The organism is Tannerella forsythia 92A2, assembly GCF_000238215.1.
Classification (GTDB): Bacteria; Bacteroidota; Bacteroidia; order Bacteroidales; family Tannerellaceae; genus Tannerella; species Tannerella forsythia.
Map to the genome: position 1 here is coordinate 2,275,834 of NC_016610.1, position 16,835 is coordinate 2,292,668.

A 16,835-nucleotide genomic window follows, 5' to 3' on the forward strand; every position below is an offset into this window, starting at 1 on the left:
TTTTCACTTCTATGTTATTCGAAACGAGAATATAAAAGTCTATGCACACAGGGTTGGCATGAAGAGACATGCCGGAAATGTGCTTTTTTATAACAATTAAACAGTAGATGGAATGAATTGGATATGGATGATGATTGCTTTTTTCGTGGGGGGGCTGTTGGCCTGGATCGTAATGACATTCCTTGCGAAATCTCGCCGCACAGCACTCCTCCGAGAGATGGAGAAGGAAGCGGAGGTCATGAAGAAAAACAAAATGCTGGAAGTAAAAGAAAAGTTCCTGCAATTGAAAACAGATCTGGAGAAACAGGTCACGGCACGTAATGCCAAAATACAGTCGGGCGAATCGAAGTTAAAACAGCGCGAAATGGCGCTCACTCAGCGTCAGGAGGAATTGCAGCGGAAGATGTCGGAGGTCGATATTGTCAAGGAAAACCTGAATAACCAGCTGCAAGTCATTGAGAAAAGAAAACAGGATATGGAGAAATTGCACCAGCAGGAAATTGTCCATCTGGAAACAATCTCCGGCCTGTCGGCCGATGAGGCCAAAGAACGCTTGATAGAATCACTTAAGGATGAGGCTAAAACGGATGCTTCCTCTTATGTGAATGAAATCATGGAAGAAGCCAAGATGACGGCTAATATGGAAGCGAAAAAAATCGTTATCCGTACAATACAACGCGTGGCGACCGAGACGGCGATTGAAAATTCAGTAACGGTATTCCACATCGATTCGGACGAAATCAAAGGACGAATCATCGGACGCGAAGGCCGTAACATTCGCGCTCTCGAAGCGGCTACCGGCATCGAAATCATCGTAGACGATACTCCGGAAGCCATCGTACTTTCCGGCTTTGACCCGGTGCGTCGTGAAGTCGCTCGTCTGGCTTTGCATCAGTTGGTGCAGGACGGACGTATTCATCCGGCACGTATCGAAGAGGTTGTTAATAAGGTGCGCAAACAAGTGGAAGAAGAAGTGGTGGAAACCGGAAAGCGAACAGCGATCGACCTTGGTATCCACGGGTTGCATCCCGAACTGATACGGATGATCGGAAAGATGAAGTATCGTTCGTCGTACGGACAGAACCTGCTGCAACATGCGCGTGAGACGGCGAATTTGTGTGCCGTCATGGCGGCGGAACTGGGACTGAACCCGAAAAAAGCGCGTCGCGCCGGATTGTTACATGACATAGGAAAAGTGCCTGATGATGAGCCTGAAATGCCGCATGCTCTCTATGGTGCGAAATTGTGTGAGAAATTTAAGGAGAAACCGGACATTTGTAATGCGGTGGGCGCTCATCACGATGAAATGGAGATGCAGACCCTGTTGGCGCCGATCGTTCAGGTATGTGATGCTATTTCGGGAGCGCGTCCGGGAGCACGTCGCGAGATTGTGGAAGCATATATCAAACGCCTCAATGACTTGGAACAATTGGCCCTTTCGTATCCGGGAGTTTTAAAGACGTATGCCATTCAGGCCGGTCGCGAGTTGCGGGTGATTGTCGGTGCCGATAAGATTACCGATAAAGATACGGAAAGCCTCTCGACCGAGATTGCCAAGAAGATTCAAGACGAGATGACGTATCCCGGTCAGGTGAAGATCACCGTGATTCGCGAAACGCGTGCTGTCAGCTATGCAAAATAAACAGAAAGATTCTTTTAAAAAAAAATAAGTAATTAGATACCTCCGAGGGGGACGTTCTACGGCCTTCGGAGGTGTTTTTTTGAATTCGATCTCTTTTGCGGAAGAATGTTTAATTCATGTACTCAACCAACAGGATGAAACAAATAATCAATCACTTTACAGATGACGATCTTTATAAGATGACGATGTGCTGTGCCGTAATCGATAACTATCCGAGGGCACAGGTCAAGTATGTATTTGTCGACCGGAATGAAACCGTCTATCCCGAAGGTTTTGCCGACGAAGTGAACCGTCAGATCGCTTTGTTGGAGAATGTGGTGATTACAGAGGATGAGGTGGCGTTTATGAAACGTAAATGTTATTACATTCCGGACTGGTTTTACCGTTATCTCCGTGGATTTCGTTTCAACCGCGAATGGGTGAAAGCATGGCAGGATGACGAAGGGCATCTGCATATCGAAATCGAAGGATATTGGTCGGATACGATTCTGCTCGAAGTTAAGCTTCTCGCGATCATCTCCGAATTGTACTATTTATTTACCGGACAGGTTGAGACGCTCGATTACGAAACGTATTATACGAAAAGTTATGCGAAGGCCGAAAGGTTGCTGTCGGCCGGTTGCGTTTACAGCGATTTCGGGACGAGAAGACGGGCTTCGTTCGAGGCCGAAGATGTTGTGGTTCGGGCGATGAGAGATTGCCAACATGCGCATCATTACCCCGGCAAATTTGTCGGTACAAGCAATGTCTATCTTGCGATGAAATACGATCTTTTACCTATTGGGACGATGGCCCATGAATTTGTCTGCGCTATCGGAGGGATGTATGGTCCGCAGATGGCTAACTTTATGGCAATGGAAGCCTGGAGACATACGTTCAGAGGGGCATTGGGAACCTATCTCTATGACAGTTTCGGGTGGGATATCTTCAGTCTCAATTTCTCGGAAGATTTTGCCAATCTCTTCAAAGGGCTTCGTGTCGACAGCGGTGATAATTTTGAACAGCTTGACAAGATCGTCGAAAAATATCAGTCTCTCGGCATCGATTCGCACACCAAACAGGTGACGTTCAGCAATGCGCTCGATGTGGAGCGAGCTATAGCCATACATCGTTATGCCGCAGATAAATGCCAGCCTTCATTCGGTATCGGTACACATTTTACGAACGATTTTCCCGGCATCAGGCCGATGAATATCGTCATCAAATTAGTAGCAGTGAAGATTACGGAATCGTGGGATTTTTATAATGAAACATGTAAGATCAGTGAAGATAAAGGCAAATATACGGGTAAGCCGGAAGTGATCAAACGGTTTATGGCCGCCCTGCATATGAAAGGGGGCATCGTTTAGCTTCCCTCATACAGCTTCGCCCGCATCTCGGCAATCTTCGGGTCGGAGATATAATCGTCGTATTCGATCATCTTGTCGATATTGCCATTGGGGGTAAGTTCGATCACGCGATTAGCCACAGTTTGAATAAATTCGTGGTCGTGGCTGGCGAAAAGTACATTGCCTTTGAAGTTGGTCAGGGTATTATTGAAGGCCTGAATCGACTCGAGATCAAGGTGATTCGTCGGTGTGTCGAGGATGAGCGTGTTGGCGTCTTTGAGCATCATACGTGAGATCATACAGCGCATCTTTTCCCCTCCCGAGAGTACACTTACTTTCTTCATCAGTTCCTCGCCCGAGAAAAGCATACGTCCCAGAAATCCTTTCAGGAAAACTTCGTTCGTATCTTTGGCAAACTGTCCGAGCCATTCGAGCAGATTGTAGTCCGAATTGAAATATTTCGCATTGTCGAGCGGCAAGTAGGCTGTCGTGATGGTCTGTCCCCATTTGAATGTACCCGAGTCGGCTTCTTCCTCCCCATTGATGATTTGGAACAGAGCGGTCATGGCACGCGGGTCGCGACTGATGAAAACAACTTTATCGTCTTTTTCGACATTGAAATTCAGGTCTTTGAACAGTATCTTTCCGTCGAGTGTTTTCGTCAGGCCGCTGACTTCGAGAATCTGGTTGCCCGGCTCGCGCGAGGGAGTGAAAATGATACCCGGATAACGGCGCGACGAAGGTTGAATCTCTTCGATATTTAGTTTCTCAAGCATCTTTTTGCGGCTTGTCGTTTGTTTCGACTTGGCTACGTTCGCACTGAAACGGCGGATAAATTCTTCCAGTTCTTTCTTCTTTTCTTCCGCTTTCTTGTTTTGTTGCTGCTGTTGGCGCAGGGCAAGCTGGCTCGATTCATACCAGAAGCTGTAATTGCCGGCAAAAAGTTTGAGTTTGCCGAAGTCGATATCGACCGTATGGGTACAGACGGAGTCGAGAAAGTGACGGTCATGGCTGACAACGAGTACCGTATGTTCAAAGTTGGAGAGGTAATTTTCAAGCCATGCCACGGTCTCGAGGTCGAGATCGTTCGTCGGTTCGTCGAGCAGCAGGTTGTCAGGTTTGCCGAACAGGGCACGCGCCAGCAGGACACGTACCTTTTGCTTACCGCTCAGATCTTTCATCATCCTGTCGTGGAGCGCTTCCTCGATTCCCAGTCCGCTGAGCAACGCTGCCGCATCGCTTTCGGCATTCCAGCCTTCCATCTCGGCAAACTTTTCTTCCAGCTCCGAGGCGCGGAGACCGTCCTCGTCCGAAAAATCTTCTTTGGCGTAAATCGCATTCTTCTCGCTCATGATATCCCAAAGCGTGGTATGCCCCGTCAGTACGGTGTCGAGCACGGTGTAATCATCGAACGCGAAGTGATCCTGCGCAAGGACGGACAGCCGTTCGCCCGGCCCGAGCGAAATGGTTCCGCGTGTAGGATCGAGGTCCCCGCTGATGGCACGCAGAAAGGTCGACTTGCCGGCGCCATTCGCCCCGATGATGCCATAGCAATTGCCCGGCAAAAATTTGAGATTGACCTCCTGAAACAATGTTCGTTTACCGAACTGAACATCCAAACCGCTAATTGTAATCATGAGTGCTTCTGTTTTTTTTGAGGGTGCAAAGATAGTAAAAAGCCATGGGAACGGCAAAGCCAATAATGCTCTTTCTGCAGAAAAGGTCTTACTTATCTGGCTGAAATAGAGTTGAGCAGGTGGGGCGGCTTCACTCTATGGCCCGACATGAAAACGGTCCGCCGAACCCTATGTTTCGAAACGGACCATTTTCTATACCGTCATCATCACGATGTGATGTTGGTGAGGTTCCTGGCAGAATCGAACTGCCGTAAACGGTTTTGCAGACCGGCGCCTAACCACTCGGCCAAGGAACCGACATTTCACGATGCAAAGATACGGCATTTTTCGGATATACAAAAATCTTTTGAAATTTCTTTTGCCCGATTGCCGGAAAAGTGCTTATCTTTGTTTCTCGAAAAAAAAAAATCGAGAGAAGAGGAGATGAATTTCATAGAGACGGATATACCCGGTGTGTGGATGATAGAGCCTTACGTGTTTGCCGATGCACGAGGATACTTCATGGAAGCCTACAAACAACAGGAATTCGAGCGGTATATCGGAAAAGTGGATTTTATACAGGAGAACGAATCATGCTCGTCGCGGGGTGTGCTGCGCGGACTGCATTATCAGCTGGCACCTTATGCACAGGCCAAATTGGTGCGCGTGATCGTGGGTACGGTCGTCGATGTGGCGGTCGATCTTCGTCGCAACTCTCCGATGTTCGGGCGGCATGTAGCCGTGGAACTGTCGGCCGAGAATAAACGTCAGTTGTATATCCCGCAAGGATTTGCGCATGGTTTTTATGTGAAAAGCGAGACGGCCGTCTTTACGTATAAGGTCGATAACCCCTATATGCCGAGTCATGAGCGGGGAATACGATACGACGATTCTCAAATCGGCATAGCATGGAACATGGAAGAGGGTGCTCCGGCTGTTACGTCGGAGAAAGACCGTCTGTTACCTTTTCTGGGAGATGCCGAGGTAAATTTTGAAGATTAAAACATAGCGATTGATGGGAACTTATTTAGTGACTGGCGGTGCCGGTTTTATCGGTGCAAATTTTGTGAAATATATGCTCGCCACGTATCCCGAGGCGCAGATTATTGTGCTTGATATGCTGACCTATGCGGGCAATCTGGGAACGATCAAGGATGATATTGACGGCCGTCGCTGTCACTTCGTGAAAGGCGATATCGGCGACCGCGCCTTAGTGGAAGGATTGTTTGAGAAATATCCGATACGCTACGTCGTCAATTTTGCGGCCGAGAGTCATGTGGACCGGAGCATCGAAGACCCGCAACTGTTTCTCGTAACGAATATTCTCGGAACGCAGAACCTGCTCGATGCCGCGCGGAAGGCGTGGGTGACGGGTAAAGACGAGGCCGGCTATCCGGCGTGGACGCCCGGTGTACGCTTCCATCAGGTTTCGACCGACGAGGTTTACGGCAGCTTGAGTGAAACGGGGTATTTCACCGAAGAAACACCTCTTTCGCCACGCAGCCCGTACAGCGCCTCGAAAACAAGCGCCGATCATTTTGTCTCGGCTTATCACGACACGTATAAGATGCCTGTCAGCATTACGCGCTGTTCGAACAATTACGGGCCGTATCATTTCCCCGAAAAGCTGATTCCGCTCATCATCAAGAATATCCTTGAAGGAAAGCGACTACCCGTCTACGGCGACGGATCGAACGTGCGCGACTGGCTTTACGTCACCGACCATTGCAAGGCGATTGATGCGGTGATACATCGTGGCCGTGCGGGTGAGGTGTACAATGTCGGCGGACATAACGAACGGAGAAACATTGACATTGTGCGGACGATTATTCGGACGGTTCATGAACTGATGACCGAGCATCCCGAATATCGTGAGGTGCTCAAGAAAAAGGAGATGGGCCCCGACGGGCGCTGGTCGGTCGACTGGATCAACGACGACCTGATTACGTTCGTCAAGGATCGTCTCGGGCACGATCAGCGTTATGCGATCGACCCGTCGAAGATCACCCGCGAGTTGGGATGGAGTCCCGAGACAAGTTTCGATGCCGGTATCGTGAAGACCGTGCGCTGGAATCTGGAGCATCAGGACTGGATCGAAGAAATCACCCAAGGCGATTATGTCAGGTATTACGAGCAGATGTATGCCGGACGGGAGCTGAAATAACGTGATGAATCAGCAATATCCTTCGGCTTTACTGGAAAATGCCGTTAATGAGTTGGCCACGCTTCCGGGAATCGGGCGGAAGACGGCTCTGCGATTGGCCTTGCATATGTTGCGTCGGGAGCCGGACTATACGGAGCGTTTCTCGAAGGCTCTGCTCGCTTTACGCCGTAACGTGAAGTATTGCAAGGTGTGTCATAACATCTGCGATTCGGGGTACTGCGCGATCTGCGCCGACCCGTTGCGCGACCGTTCGACGGTGTGCGTGGTGGAGAATGTCAAAGACGTGATGACGATAGAGAACACGTCGCAGTTTCACGGTCTCTACCATGTGCTGGGCGGAATCATCTCGCCGATCGACGGGATCGGGCCGGCCGATCTCGAAATCGACAGCTTGGTGAAGCGTGTGGCTTCGGGAGAGGTGAAAGAGGTCATGTTTGCCCTCAGCACAACGATGGAAGGCGATACGACGAACTTCTTTATCTACCGCAAACTGTCGGCTTATCCGGTGAAGGTGACGGTCATCGCCCGCGGCATTTCAGTGGGAGACGAGATTGAATATGCCGACGAGGTGACGTTGGGACGCTCGATCCTGAACCGGGTGGATTTTAACGAATCGATCAAATTATAATGTTATGTACGAAACGAAGCTGTCGGTCGTCATCGTAAATTATAATGTAAAGTATTTGCTTGAGCAATGCTTGCGTTCGGTGCTGGTGGCTACGAACGGTTTCGATGCCGAGATATGGGTCGTAGACAATGCTTCGACCGACGGTTCGATCGAATACCTGCGTCCCCGTTTTCCGGACGTGCGGTTTATCGAAAATACGGATAATTCCGGTTTTGCCCGTGCGAATAATCAGGCGCTTCGTATTTGCCGGGGCGAATATGTGTTGCTGCTCAACCCCGATACGATCGTAGGAGATAGTCTGCGCACGTTGTGTTATTTTATGGACGGACATCCCGAAGCCGGTGCGGTCGGGGTGAAGATGATTAACGGCCGGGGCGTTTTTTTGCCCGAGAGCAAGCGCAGCTTTCCGTCGCCGTGGGTGGCGTTCTGCAAGTTGTTCGGTCTCTCGAAACTCTTTCCGCATTCCCGCCGGTATGCGGCTTACAGTTTGCCGTATCTCAGTCCCGACAAGCAGCATGAAGTCGAGGTACTGTCAGGGGCGTTCATGCTCTTGCGTCACGAGGCGCTCGATCGGATAGGACTGTTCGACGAGTCGTTTTTTATGTACGGTGAAGACATTGATCTGTCGTACCGAATCATTCTCGGCGGTTATAAAAATTATTATATTCCCGAGCGTATCTTGCATTACAAAGGCGAAAGCACGGCTTATGCCGACAAAAAATACCTGCATGCTTTTTACGATGCGATGCTTATTTTCTATCGGAAGCATTATCCGCGATCGGGGCGATGGATGTCGGGGCTGATTCGTACTTCGGTCGGTCTGCGGAAAGGAGTCGCGTGTCTGTTCGGGTGGAAAAAGACGAAAACGCCGAAGCCGAAGCGTCGCAGTGTGTTGATTTTCTGTCGTGCGGAGGCTCTCAAGACGGCCAGAGACCGGGTCGCTGAGCGGTTGCCGGAGGCTGTCGTTTTCCGTCAGTGGGATTTGGATGAGCGCCGGGCGATGGATGCGCTCTCGCGCCGGGTGCGGATGAACGAATATACGGACATGGTCTTTTGCTATCCGGACATGACGTTCGACCAGATGTTGCTTTTTATGGACAGAAACCCCGATAAATCGTGTGTGTATCATATTTATTATCCCGATAGCGGACAGTTGGTTTCGCCGGGCAGATAAAAAACGGAGGCGTGAACGATGAAATGGCTGGAGAATGACACGATACGCCTGCGGGCGTTAGAACCGGAAGATCTTGATCTGCTTTACGCGTGGGAAAATGATACGTCTCTGTGGGAGTTCGGCAGCACGCTTGTACCGTATTCGCGCTACGTGTTGAAAGCCTATCTGGAACATGCCGACGCCGATATATACGCACAGAAGCAGCTGCGGCTGATGATGGTTCTGAAGGCTTCGGGAGAGACGGTCGGGACGGTCGACCTCTTCGATTTCGACCCTCGGCATCGCCGTGCCGGAGTAGGTATTCTGGTCGATCCGGCGCATCAGCGGAAAGGCATCGGGAAGGAGGCCCTGTCGCTGCTGACGGCTTATGCTTTCGGGTTGCTGAACATACACCAGCTCTATGTCTTTGTACCCATATCGAACGAACCCAGCCGAAACTTATTTCTGGACAGCGGATTCACCTCATGCGGCATTTTAAAGGACTGGCTGCATACGAATCATGGCTTCGCCGATGCGTATTTCATGACCCTGCTGAACAAAAAAGCATGAATCGTGAAATCGTTTTATGGAAACGAGGTTCGGGATAGTTTTTCTTAGTGCTGTTAGACTTTGTTGCAACGGTTGACGTCTGATTATCAAAAGATATGGGTGTATATAAAAAACAACCTAAAAAAATCAGCCGTTTAATAATCAGCGATATAGAAAAATTGATGTTTTATTACAGGCAAAAATATATCACTGTTTTCTATGGATTTATCCGTTGCAACAAAGTCGTGCTGTTACCAAAAAGTTGGCATTCATTGTAAAAAGACTTTCGTTGACAACTTCGTAAAAATTAAGACAGGAAATAGGTGGATATATATTAAATTTGCAGCATGGAAAATTGAAAACGATGAAAGCTAAAGAACCTTTATTTAAATATATTAGACCTGATATTTCTCATAACGTTATAAATGGGGACTGTTTGAATGTTCTTAAAGGAATTGAAGATGGAAAATTTGATTTAATCATAACTTCGCCTCCTTATAATGTTGGCAAATCGTATGAAACAAAAACGAGTATAGAAAAATATTTAGAGACACAAGAAGAAATAATAAACGAACTTGTGAGGACACTATCAGACAAAGGAAGTCTTTGTTGGCAAGTTGGTAACTATATAAACAAAGGAGAAGTTTTCCCTTTAGATATTTATTATTATCAGATTTTTAAAAGACACGGATTGAAATTACGTAATAGGATTATTTGGCATTTTGGACATGGATTACACGCCTCAAACAGGTTTAGCGGAAGATACGAAACTATTCTATGGTTTAGCAAAACAGATGAATATATTTTCAATCTCGACAATGTAAGAGTCCCGGCAAAATACCCCGGGAAACTTCATTTTAAAGGAGAAAAAAAGGGGTTGCCATCGGGAAATCCTCTTGGTAAAAACCCAAGCGATATTTGGGAGATTGTCGCAAAAGATTGGGAAACGGCAATGTGGAATATACCAAATGTTAAATCCAATCATCCGGAAAAAACAAAACATCCTTGCCAATTTCCGATAGAACTGGTTGAAAGATGCATTCTTGCACTAACGAATGAAGAAAGTTGGGTGCTTGATCCTTATGCTGGTGTTGGATCAACAGTAATTGCCTCGATTAAAAATAATCGGAATGTAATAGGAATTGAAAAGGAGAAAGAATATTGTGACATCGCTAAACAAAGGATTATTGACTTTAACGAAGGTAAATTAAAAATCAGGCCCATAAATAAACCGATTCATAAACCATCTGCCAATGATAAGGTATCTCAAGTTCCTAAAGAATGGTTACAGCTTGAATTGGAGAATGTTAATGTAAAATATTCCGAAAAAACTTATTAAAAATGAAAATAGCCCAGAAATATTCGCATTTAAATGGAGAAGAATATCTTCTTGTTCATCATAAAAAACTTTACAAAGAAATCATAGATACTATCCGAAGTATCGATGCGTCAAACTTTATGACCAAAGAAAGCAAGGAAAAAACTATGAGAGGAAAAATGCTTTATAGCCCGATTGAACTAAATAGAACCTTTAATAAAAAGTTCAAAGAACTTGGTTGGAATGAATGTCGTTATCAATATTACATAACAACAGACCAAAAAATTCTTCCTGAATTAATTATGTTGCCATACGATAAACAGAAAGATTTTTTAATTTCAAAAGGAATTAAATATCCTATATCTTCATATAAGCAAACAGACTTTGTAAAAGATCAGATAGCTGTTGAAGTTCAGTTTGGCAAGTATGCTTTTGTAGCGTTTGACTTATTTGTAAAGCATTTGCTTTTTTATTCTGGAGGTGTGATAAACCTTGGAATTGAAGTTTTGCCAACAAAGAAAATGCAAGCACAAATGAGTAGCGGAGTTGCATATTATGAAGGTGAAGTTTATAATGTTTTAAGACACGGGAGAAATAATCCTCCGGTTCCACTTTTAATCTTAGGAATTGAACAAGATTAAACAACAACAAAATGTACAAAGGATATATACAATAAGTGTTTCAGTGGGTATTTAAACACTCCGTTCCGCTCAAGCTTCGGTGTAGCTCGGAAAGATAGTATAACCGGTAATCTTTTGTTGCATATAGTCTCAGCCGGTTACTCATGTCACCTCAGAGGTCACTCATATCATCAAAGGGGGGGGGAAGGAAATCGGGCGAGAAGGGAAGTGACCCCGGTGCGACTCAAACGCACGACCTTCAGAACCGGAATCTGACGCTCTATTCAACTAAGCTACGGGGCCAAAAACGCCGCAAAGATATAAAAATAATTGACAGATGACAACCGTCGGCCTACAAATTTTCGGATTATTCCATTACCTTTGTCTGCCGTATGCGAATCATGAACCGTCGCATCGTCAATGCCCAAGAAGTTATGGATGTAAAAATAGAACAGAGCTGGAAGGAACGGCTGTCCGACGAATTTGAGAAGGAGTATTTCAAAACGCTGACGAATTTTGTGCGCGAAGAATATCAGCGCACGAAGGTCTATCCCTCCGGGGCGCATATTTTCAATGCGTTTGCGCATTGCCCGTTCGAGCAGGTGAAAGTCGTACTGATCGGGCAAGACCCGTATCATGAGCCGGGCCAGGCGCACGGACTTTGTTTCTCGGTGCAGGACGGGACGCCTTTTCCGCCGTCGCTCGTGAATATTTTCAAGGAGATCGCGAACGATCTCGGTAAACCGATGCCTCGGAGCGGTGACCTGACGCGCTGGGCCGATCAGGGTGTGCTGCTGCTCAACGCTACGCTGACGGTGCGCGCTCATGCGGCCGGATCGCATCAGGGGAAAGGGTGGGAGACGTTTACCGATGCCGTCATCCGTCAGTTGAATGCCAGGCGTAAGCACCTCGTTTATATGCTGTGGGGATCGTATGCGCAGAAAAAAGGCGAACGCATCGATGTGTCGACCAATTTAGTGTTGAAATCGCCGCATCCGTCGCCTTTGTCGGCGCATCGCGGATTTTTCGGGAATAAACATTTCAGCCGTGCGAACGATTATCTGATCGCTTCGGGGCAGGAGCCTGTCGACTGGTAATCAATACCAGCTTTGCTGGTCGCGGTTCGTATTGCTTTGATTATATTTCAGGTCTTTGAGCAGCGACGAGTTGACGGCAATCGAGAACGAATACGATTTATAGGGTCCGATGGGGATTACGTTGGCCGACATCTGGAAGCAGTGCAGGTCGCGCGAGATGCTGCAAGTGAGGCTGTGAAATTTCCCGTGTTCGACATCGAAAGAACCGTTCATGCTGATGCGCCAGTTCTTCGTCGGCTGAATGCTTCCGCTGAAACTCAGATTGTGCGTCAGCCGGTAGTTATATTCCATCTTTTCGGGGTTAAAGTTACCGTACCCCAATCCCATATTATAATGGAACGATAAGTTCCACGGCACGGCGGCGTTGTAGTAACCGTCTTCGTCGTATTCGCCCGCATTGGTTTTTTTCGCTTTTCGCAGACGGCCTCCCTTAGTCTGGCCGGCTTCGTCCTGTTTGCCGCCGGAAGTCTCGTTACCTTCTTCATTTGTCGACGCGTCTTCGTCTTTCCGGCTTCCTCTGCCTCCGAACCATTTTTTGAACGTGTCGTTATTAAAGGTATAGGAGAAGCTCGTACTCGTCGACCGCAGTCTCGGAAAGCCTTTTCCTGCCTGCCAACGTGTCTTGTTGACGGGATAAGCCCGCTGCGTCTTCGTATCGTAACCATACGTATAGACATCGAAAATACCGTTTAGTATCAAGGAGTAACTTTTACTCAGCCGCAGGTTCAGCCCCACATTCAGATCGCTCCATTTGAACGAGTCGGCCGCCAGATTATAGCTGATGTTAAAGCCCAGCTTCTCAATCAGGCTGATTTTTCGTTCTCCCGTCGAGTCGGCGTCCGAGCGTATCTTCATCTCCACGTTGTTTTCCACCGCAAAATTGATGGAACCCTGCTTGCCCCTTCCCGGCGGACCGAACATTGCGTCTTTGAACGGCGAATAGACACCGGTCACGGTCTCTCCCTGACGGTTCACATACGAATAGTCTTCGTAATATCCGTATTTGCGGCTGCCGAAGTCGGGCGACATGCTGAACGAAACGGACGGTTCCATGCGGTGACGGATCATCTTGACCTTGTCTCCGAAAATCGCCCACGGCTTGAAGAAGCCGTACAGGGTTGTAGAGGCCGAGATGGCGGCATTATAGTTATAGACACGATAGAAGCCGTAGACCGTATCGACGGGCATGAGCGCGTTGCGTGCCGTATCGTACTTGTGGTAGACTTTGTCCGTCAGCCATCGTTCCGTATAATTGACGGAGGGCGATATGTTCAGGAATCCGAAGTTGTACGTCGCGCTGATCGGGATCGAATGCTGCATGCCGTGCTTCCAGTCTTTGATGAGGTTCTTTCTGAGAAACTCGTTTTCTTTCGTATGGATCGTATTTCTGAAATAACCGGAATAGGAGATGGAGATTTTTTCGTACCAGCGTTCCTTGCCTACGATATGTTTGCGTTTGAGGGGATAAATACTGCTCATCGAGATACTCATGTCGGGCAGGGTGACGCTCAGCGACGAATCTTGCGAGCGCTGGTTGATATTCATCGTGGCCGAGATATTGATCGGGCTGTTGGGAAAACGTTGCGAGATGCTGACACTCGATCCCTTGTTGTTGTCTGTTGCATTCGGCGTGTACAACATATTGAGCTGATTGCGGCTGTAGCTGCTGGTCGAGAAATTCACACTGGCCGAGAATGTGCGGTAAGGATTGGCTTTCATATCTTGCGAATGCGTCCATGCAATTCTGAAGTCTTTCGACACGCTGTAATCCGGCAGTCCTTTGTCGCCCGTTTTCGTAACCAGATAAGAAGCATCGACAGATCCCGAATATTTATACCGTTTCCGGTACGACGAGCGGGCGGCTAAGCCCCACGATCCTTTCGTGTAAATCTCGCCCGTAAGCGCCAGATCGATGTAATCGCTGATGGCAAAATAATATCCGCCGTTACGGAGGTTGAAGCCGCGCGCCATCTCGTCGCCATACGTGGGCATGATAATCCCTGACGAGTACGTGCTTGAGAACGGAAAGAAACCGAACGGCAGCCCGATGGGGAAAAGCGGCACGTCTTCGATCACCAAATAAGCCGGTCCGGTGACAATGTCTTTTCCGGGTCTGACCTTCGCTTTCGTCATTTTGATGTAGAAGTGCGGATGATCATGCTCGTCACATGTCGTATACCGGCCGTTGATCAGGTTCATGGCGTCGTCGGGCATCTTTTTCGTGACTCCGGCCGTCAGGAAGCCCTCGCCCTGTTGGGTCAGCACTTCGTTGGCATACGCCTTGCGCGATCTGAAATTGTAACGCATGCTCTTTGCCTCGATTTGCTGTTCGCCTTCGACGAAGAGCGGATAACCGTATTCCGCCCCGACAGAGTCGAGGGCGAATGTGGCGTAGACGATGCTGCTGTCCATGCTCATCTCGATCCGTTCGGCCTGTAATTCGATGTTCTGGTATTTTACGTTGCTCTCTCCGTAGAGGTAGGCCATGTTTGTACCTGTGAGGACGATGGAGTCGCTCGCCTGATAAGTGACGGGCGCTTCGAGCATGCTTTTTTTACGGGCGGTGGTATCGACGGTGGCCGTGTCGGCCCGTAACGTGCTGTCGGCCGCGATTTTTAGCAAACTGTCCGGCTGCCGGACGGCTATCGAATCGTTTAACGACCCGACGGCTGTCACAGACTCCTGTGCCTGCACCCGTGCGTTTGTCCAAAGAGCGCATACGCAGGCGATCCATCCTATCATTGGCTTTAGAAACATGCTTCGTCCCGTATGTATTCGAGCGCAAAAATAGCACAATTTAACGAGGATGTGGCGGTTATTTTCCTAAAAAGAGTTTACACCAGGCGTCGAAACGCGCCACGTCGTCGTCTCCGTACGCAGCCAGTCCTTTGCGGATTTTTTCGATCGGTTTTTCACGGTCGAGCTTCGTTTTGCTGAAAAATTTATCCGCAAAACAGATCAGTTGCTCTTCGATCGACTGGGGGCGCATCTCGCGAAGAGGAACCGGCAGGTTACGTTGCCGGATCAGCTGGGGTGACAGCCCCGTACCCGTGTGACGCTCGCAGACCAGCGCGTGGCGCGGATACCCTTTTTTGCGCAGCAGGTCGGCGCCCAGATAGCCGTGGCAGATGTAGGGCGCTTCGCCATGGCAGTCGATCTCCGGGGCATGACAGAGGAAGATCCCGATGTCGTGCAGCATGGCTGCTTCGCGAATGAAAGGAATGTCCGGTTTCATTTCCGGATGGGCCTCGGCCAGAGCCACAGCCTTATCGGCTACACTGCGGCTGTGGGTGATCAGAATCTCGTAAGCCCACGATTCCGGATGATAATAGGTCTGAATAATTTCCAATGGATTCATATACTTCATCAAAGAAAAATACACGCAAAAATACGGATAAATTGTCGGATTTCTCCCCTTTTTCAACTACTTTTACACCCCGAAAAAGAAAAATATTATTTGCAATGAAACGAAACATAATCGCATTTTTTCTGTTCCTGACGCTTTGCATTGCAGCAACAGGGACTGTCTTCGCGCAACAGCGGAACAAGCGTGTCGTACTCGGTAACGAACGGATGGACAGTATCTGTACACGATTGAAAGATAAACGGGTGGCGCTGGCCGTGAATCATACCTCGATCCTCGAAACCGGTTTTACGCACTTGTTAGATACGTTGCTGGCACAAAAGATCGATATCAGAAAAGTTTTTGCTCCCGAGCACGGCTTTCGCGGTACGGCCGATGCCGGTGCGACCGTTCACGACAGCTGCGACCCGAAAACGGGTGTCCCCATCGTTTCGGTTTACGGAAAAAACAAAAAACCGAGCGCCGAACAGTTGGCCGACGTGGATATCGTTGTCTTCGACATTCAAGACGTGGGGGCGCGTTTCTTTACGTACATCAGTACGATGCATTACCTGATGGAAGCGTGTGCGGAACAGGGCAAGGAGCTGATGGTGTTAGACCGCCCGAATCCGAACGACTATGTAGACGGCCCGGTCCGTCAGCCGGGATTCGAGTCGTTTGTCGGCGTCCATCCGATCCCCGTTTTGCACGGGCTGACCGTCGGCGAACTGGCGCAAATGATCAACGGCGAAGGGTGGTTGCCCTCGGCCGCCACCTGCAAACTGACTGTTATCAAGATGTTGAACTGGCAACATGGCGACGCTTATCAACCGACTGTCAGACCTTCCCCGAATCTGCCGAACGACCAGGCCATTCGTCTCTATCCTTCGCTCTGTTTCTTCGAAGGGACGTGCATGAGCGTCGGGAGGGGAACGCATTTCCCGTTTCAGATCGTCGGATATACCCTGCCGCAGACTGGATCGTTCACATTCGTCCCCACGGCTATTCCCGGCATGGATACCGCTCCGCTTTATAAAGACAAGACCTGCTACGGTGACGACCTGCGTTATTACCCCTTCGCAGGAGGCCTTACGCTCTCTTTCGTCATCGACTTCTTTGCTCGCACCGGCCGAAACGAAAAGCTGTTTTTCAACCGCCCGCGCTGGTTCGATCTGCTGGCCGGAACGGATGCGCTGCGCAAACAAATCCTTGCCGGAGCCTCCGAAGCTGAAATTCGGGCTACATGGCAATCCGGTCTCGACGAATACAAACAGATGCGTAAAAAATATCTCCTCTATCCGGACTATCCGGTGGGGGAATGAGGGTTAAAACGGATAGGTGAGGTGTTGACGATGCCCGAAGCCGGACGTAGGTTAA

The 16,835-nt window shown here is 48.7% G+C and carries 14 protein-coding genes and 2 tRNA genes; 11 read left to right on the forward strand and 5 right to left on the reverse strand.

Going from position 1 to position 16,835, the window contains the following annotated elements; translation table 11 throughout:
- The first annotated feature begins 112 nt into the window (after window positions 1-112).
- Together rny and pncB are read left to right on the forward strand one after the other, a co-directional pair.
- Entirely contained in the window at window positions 113-1,642 is a 1,530-nt protein-coding gene (gene rny / locus BFO_RS09255) for a ribonuclease Y (protein ID WP_014225436.1), read from the forward strand.
- Window positions 1,643-1,776: 134 nt separating this feature from the next.
- Window positions 1,777-2,991, forward strand: coding sequence for a nicotinate phosphoribosyltransferase (gene pncB, locus BFO_RS09260; protein WP_014225437.1), 1,215 nt, complete (start codon window positions 1,777-1,779; stop codon window positions 2,989-2,991).
- Here pncB and BFO_RS09265 read toward each other — a convergent pair.
- Together BFO_RS09265 and BFO_RS09270 are read right to left on the reverse strand one after the other, a co-directional pair.
- The gene (locus BFO_RS09265) at window positions 2,988-4,607 is read right to left on the reverse strand and encodes an ABC-F family ATP-binding cassette domain-containing protein (protein ID WP_014225438.1); all 1,620 of its coding nucleotides are present in this window, start codon (window positions 4,605-4,607) and stop codon (window positions 2,988-2,990) included. The genes pncB and BFO_RS09265 overlap by 4 nt on opposite strands.
- 225 nt (window positions 4,608-4,832) lie before the next feature.
- Window positions 4,833-4,903, reverse strand: a tRNA-Cys gene (locus BFO_RS09270).
- Window positions 4,904-5,030: 127 nt separating this feature from the next.
- On the opposite strand from BFO_RS09270, the gene rfbC reads away from it, so the two are divergent.
- The 7 genes from rfbC to BFO_RS09305 all read left to right on the forward strand — a co-directional run bounded on the left by rfbC (window position 5,031) and on the right by BFO_RS09305 (window position 11,039).
- Window positions 5,031-5,588 (forward strand): dTDP-4-dehydrorhamnose 3,5-epimerase, encoded by a 558-nt coding sequence (gene rfbC, locus BFO_RS09275; protein WP_041591257.1) that lies wholly within the window; start codon window positions 5,031-5,033, stop codon window positions 5,586-5,588.
- A 13-nt stretch (window positions 5,589-5,601) separates the two neighbouring features.
- A complete protein-coding gene (gene rfbB, locus BFO_RS09280) occupies window positions 5,602-6,750 on the forward strand; it encodes a dTDP-glucose 4,6-dehydratase (RefSeq protein ID WP_014225440.1) in 1,149 nt (382 codons plus the stop codon).
- A gap of 4 nt (window positions 6,751-6,754) precedes the next feature.
- Window positions 6,755-7,378, forward strand: a complete 624-nt coding sequence (gene recR, locus BFO_RS09285) for a recombination mediator RecR (RefSeq protein ID WP_014225441.1) — start codon at window positions 6,755-6,757, stop codon at window positions 7,376-7,378.
- A 4-nt stretch (window positions 7,379-7,382) separates the two neighbouring features.
- Window positions 7,383-8,552 carry a glycosyltransferase family 2 protein gene (locus BFO_RS09290; RefSeq protein ID WP_014225442.1) on the forward strand — a complete coding sequence of 390 codons (1,170 nt, stop codon included), beginning with the start codon at window positions 7,383-7,385 and terminating at the stop codon, window positions 8,550-8,552.
- An 18-nt stretch (window positions 8,553-8,570) separates the two neighbouring features.
- Window positions 8,571-9,101, forward strand: coding sequence for a GNAT family N-acetyltransferase (locus BFO_RS09295; protein WP_014225443.1), 531 nt, complete (start codon window positions 8,571-8,573; stop codon window positions 9,099-9,101).
- Window positions 9,102-9,444: 343 nt separating this feature from the next.
- On the forward strand, window positions 9,445-10,419 hold the full coding sequence (locus tag BFO_RS09300; RefSeq protein ID WP_014225445.1) for a DNA-methyltransferase: 975 nt from the start codon (window positions 9,445-9,447) through the stop codon (window positions 10,417-10,419).
- A gap of 2 nt (window positions 10,420-10,421) precedes the next feature.
- A complete protein-coding gene (locus tag BFO_RS09305; protein WP_014225446.1) occupies window positions 10,422-11,039 on the forward strand; it encodes a BglII/BstYI family type II restriction endonuclease in 618 nt (205 codons plus the stop codon).
- A gap of 208 nt (window positions 11,040-11,247) precedes the next feature.
- Here the strand turns inward: BFO_RS09305 and BFO_RS09310 are convergent.
- Window positions 11,248-11,321, reverse strand: a tRNA-Arg gene (locus BFO_RS09310).
- A 131-nt stretch (window positions 11,322-11,452) separates the two neighbouring features.
- Here BFO_RS09310 and BFO_RS09315 point away from each other — a divergent pair.
- Entirely contained in the window at window positions 11,453-12,115 is a 663-nt protein-coding gene (locus tag BFO_RS09315) for a uracil-DNA glycosylase (RefSeq protein WP_041591258.1), read from the forward strand.
- Here BFO_RS09315 and BFO_RS09320 read toward each other — a convergent pair whose 3' ends face one another.
- Window positions 12,116-14,857 (reverse strand): putative LPS assembly protein LptD, encoded by a 2,742-nt coding sequence (locus BFO_RS09320; RefSeq protein WP_155642441.1) that lies wholly within the window; start codon window positions 14,855-14,857, stop codon window positions 12,116-12,118.
- A gap of 73 nt (window positions 14,858-14,930) precedes the next feature.
- Window positions 14,931-15,473 (reverse strand): HD domain-containing protein, encoded by a 543-nt coding sequence (locus BFO_RS09325; protein ID WP_014225449.1) that lies wholly within the window; start codon window positions 15,471-15,473, stop codon window positions 14,931-14,933.
- Between the two features lie 104 nt (window positions 15,474-15,577).
- Here BFO_RS09325 and BFO_RS09330 point away from each other — a divergent pair, with 104 nt between their 5' ends.
- Window positions 15,578-16,780: an exo-beta-N-acetylmuramidase NamZ family protein gene (locus BFO_RS09330; protein ID WP_041590841.1), complete on the forward strand. Its 1,203-nt coding sequence runs from the start codon at window positions 15,578-15,580 to the stop codon at window positions 16,778-16,780.
- The last annotated feature ends 55 nt before the right edge of the window (window positions 16,781-16,835 follow it).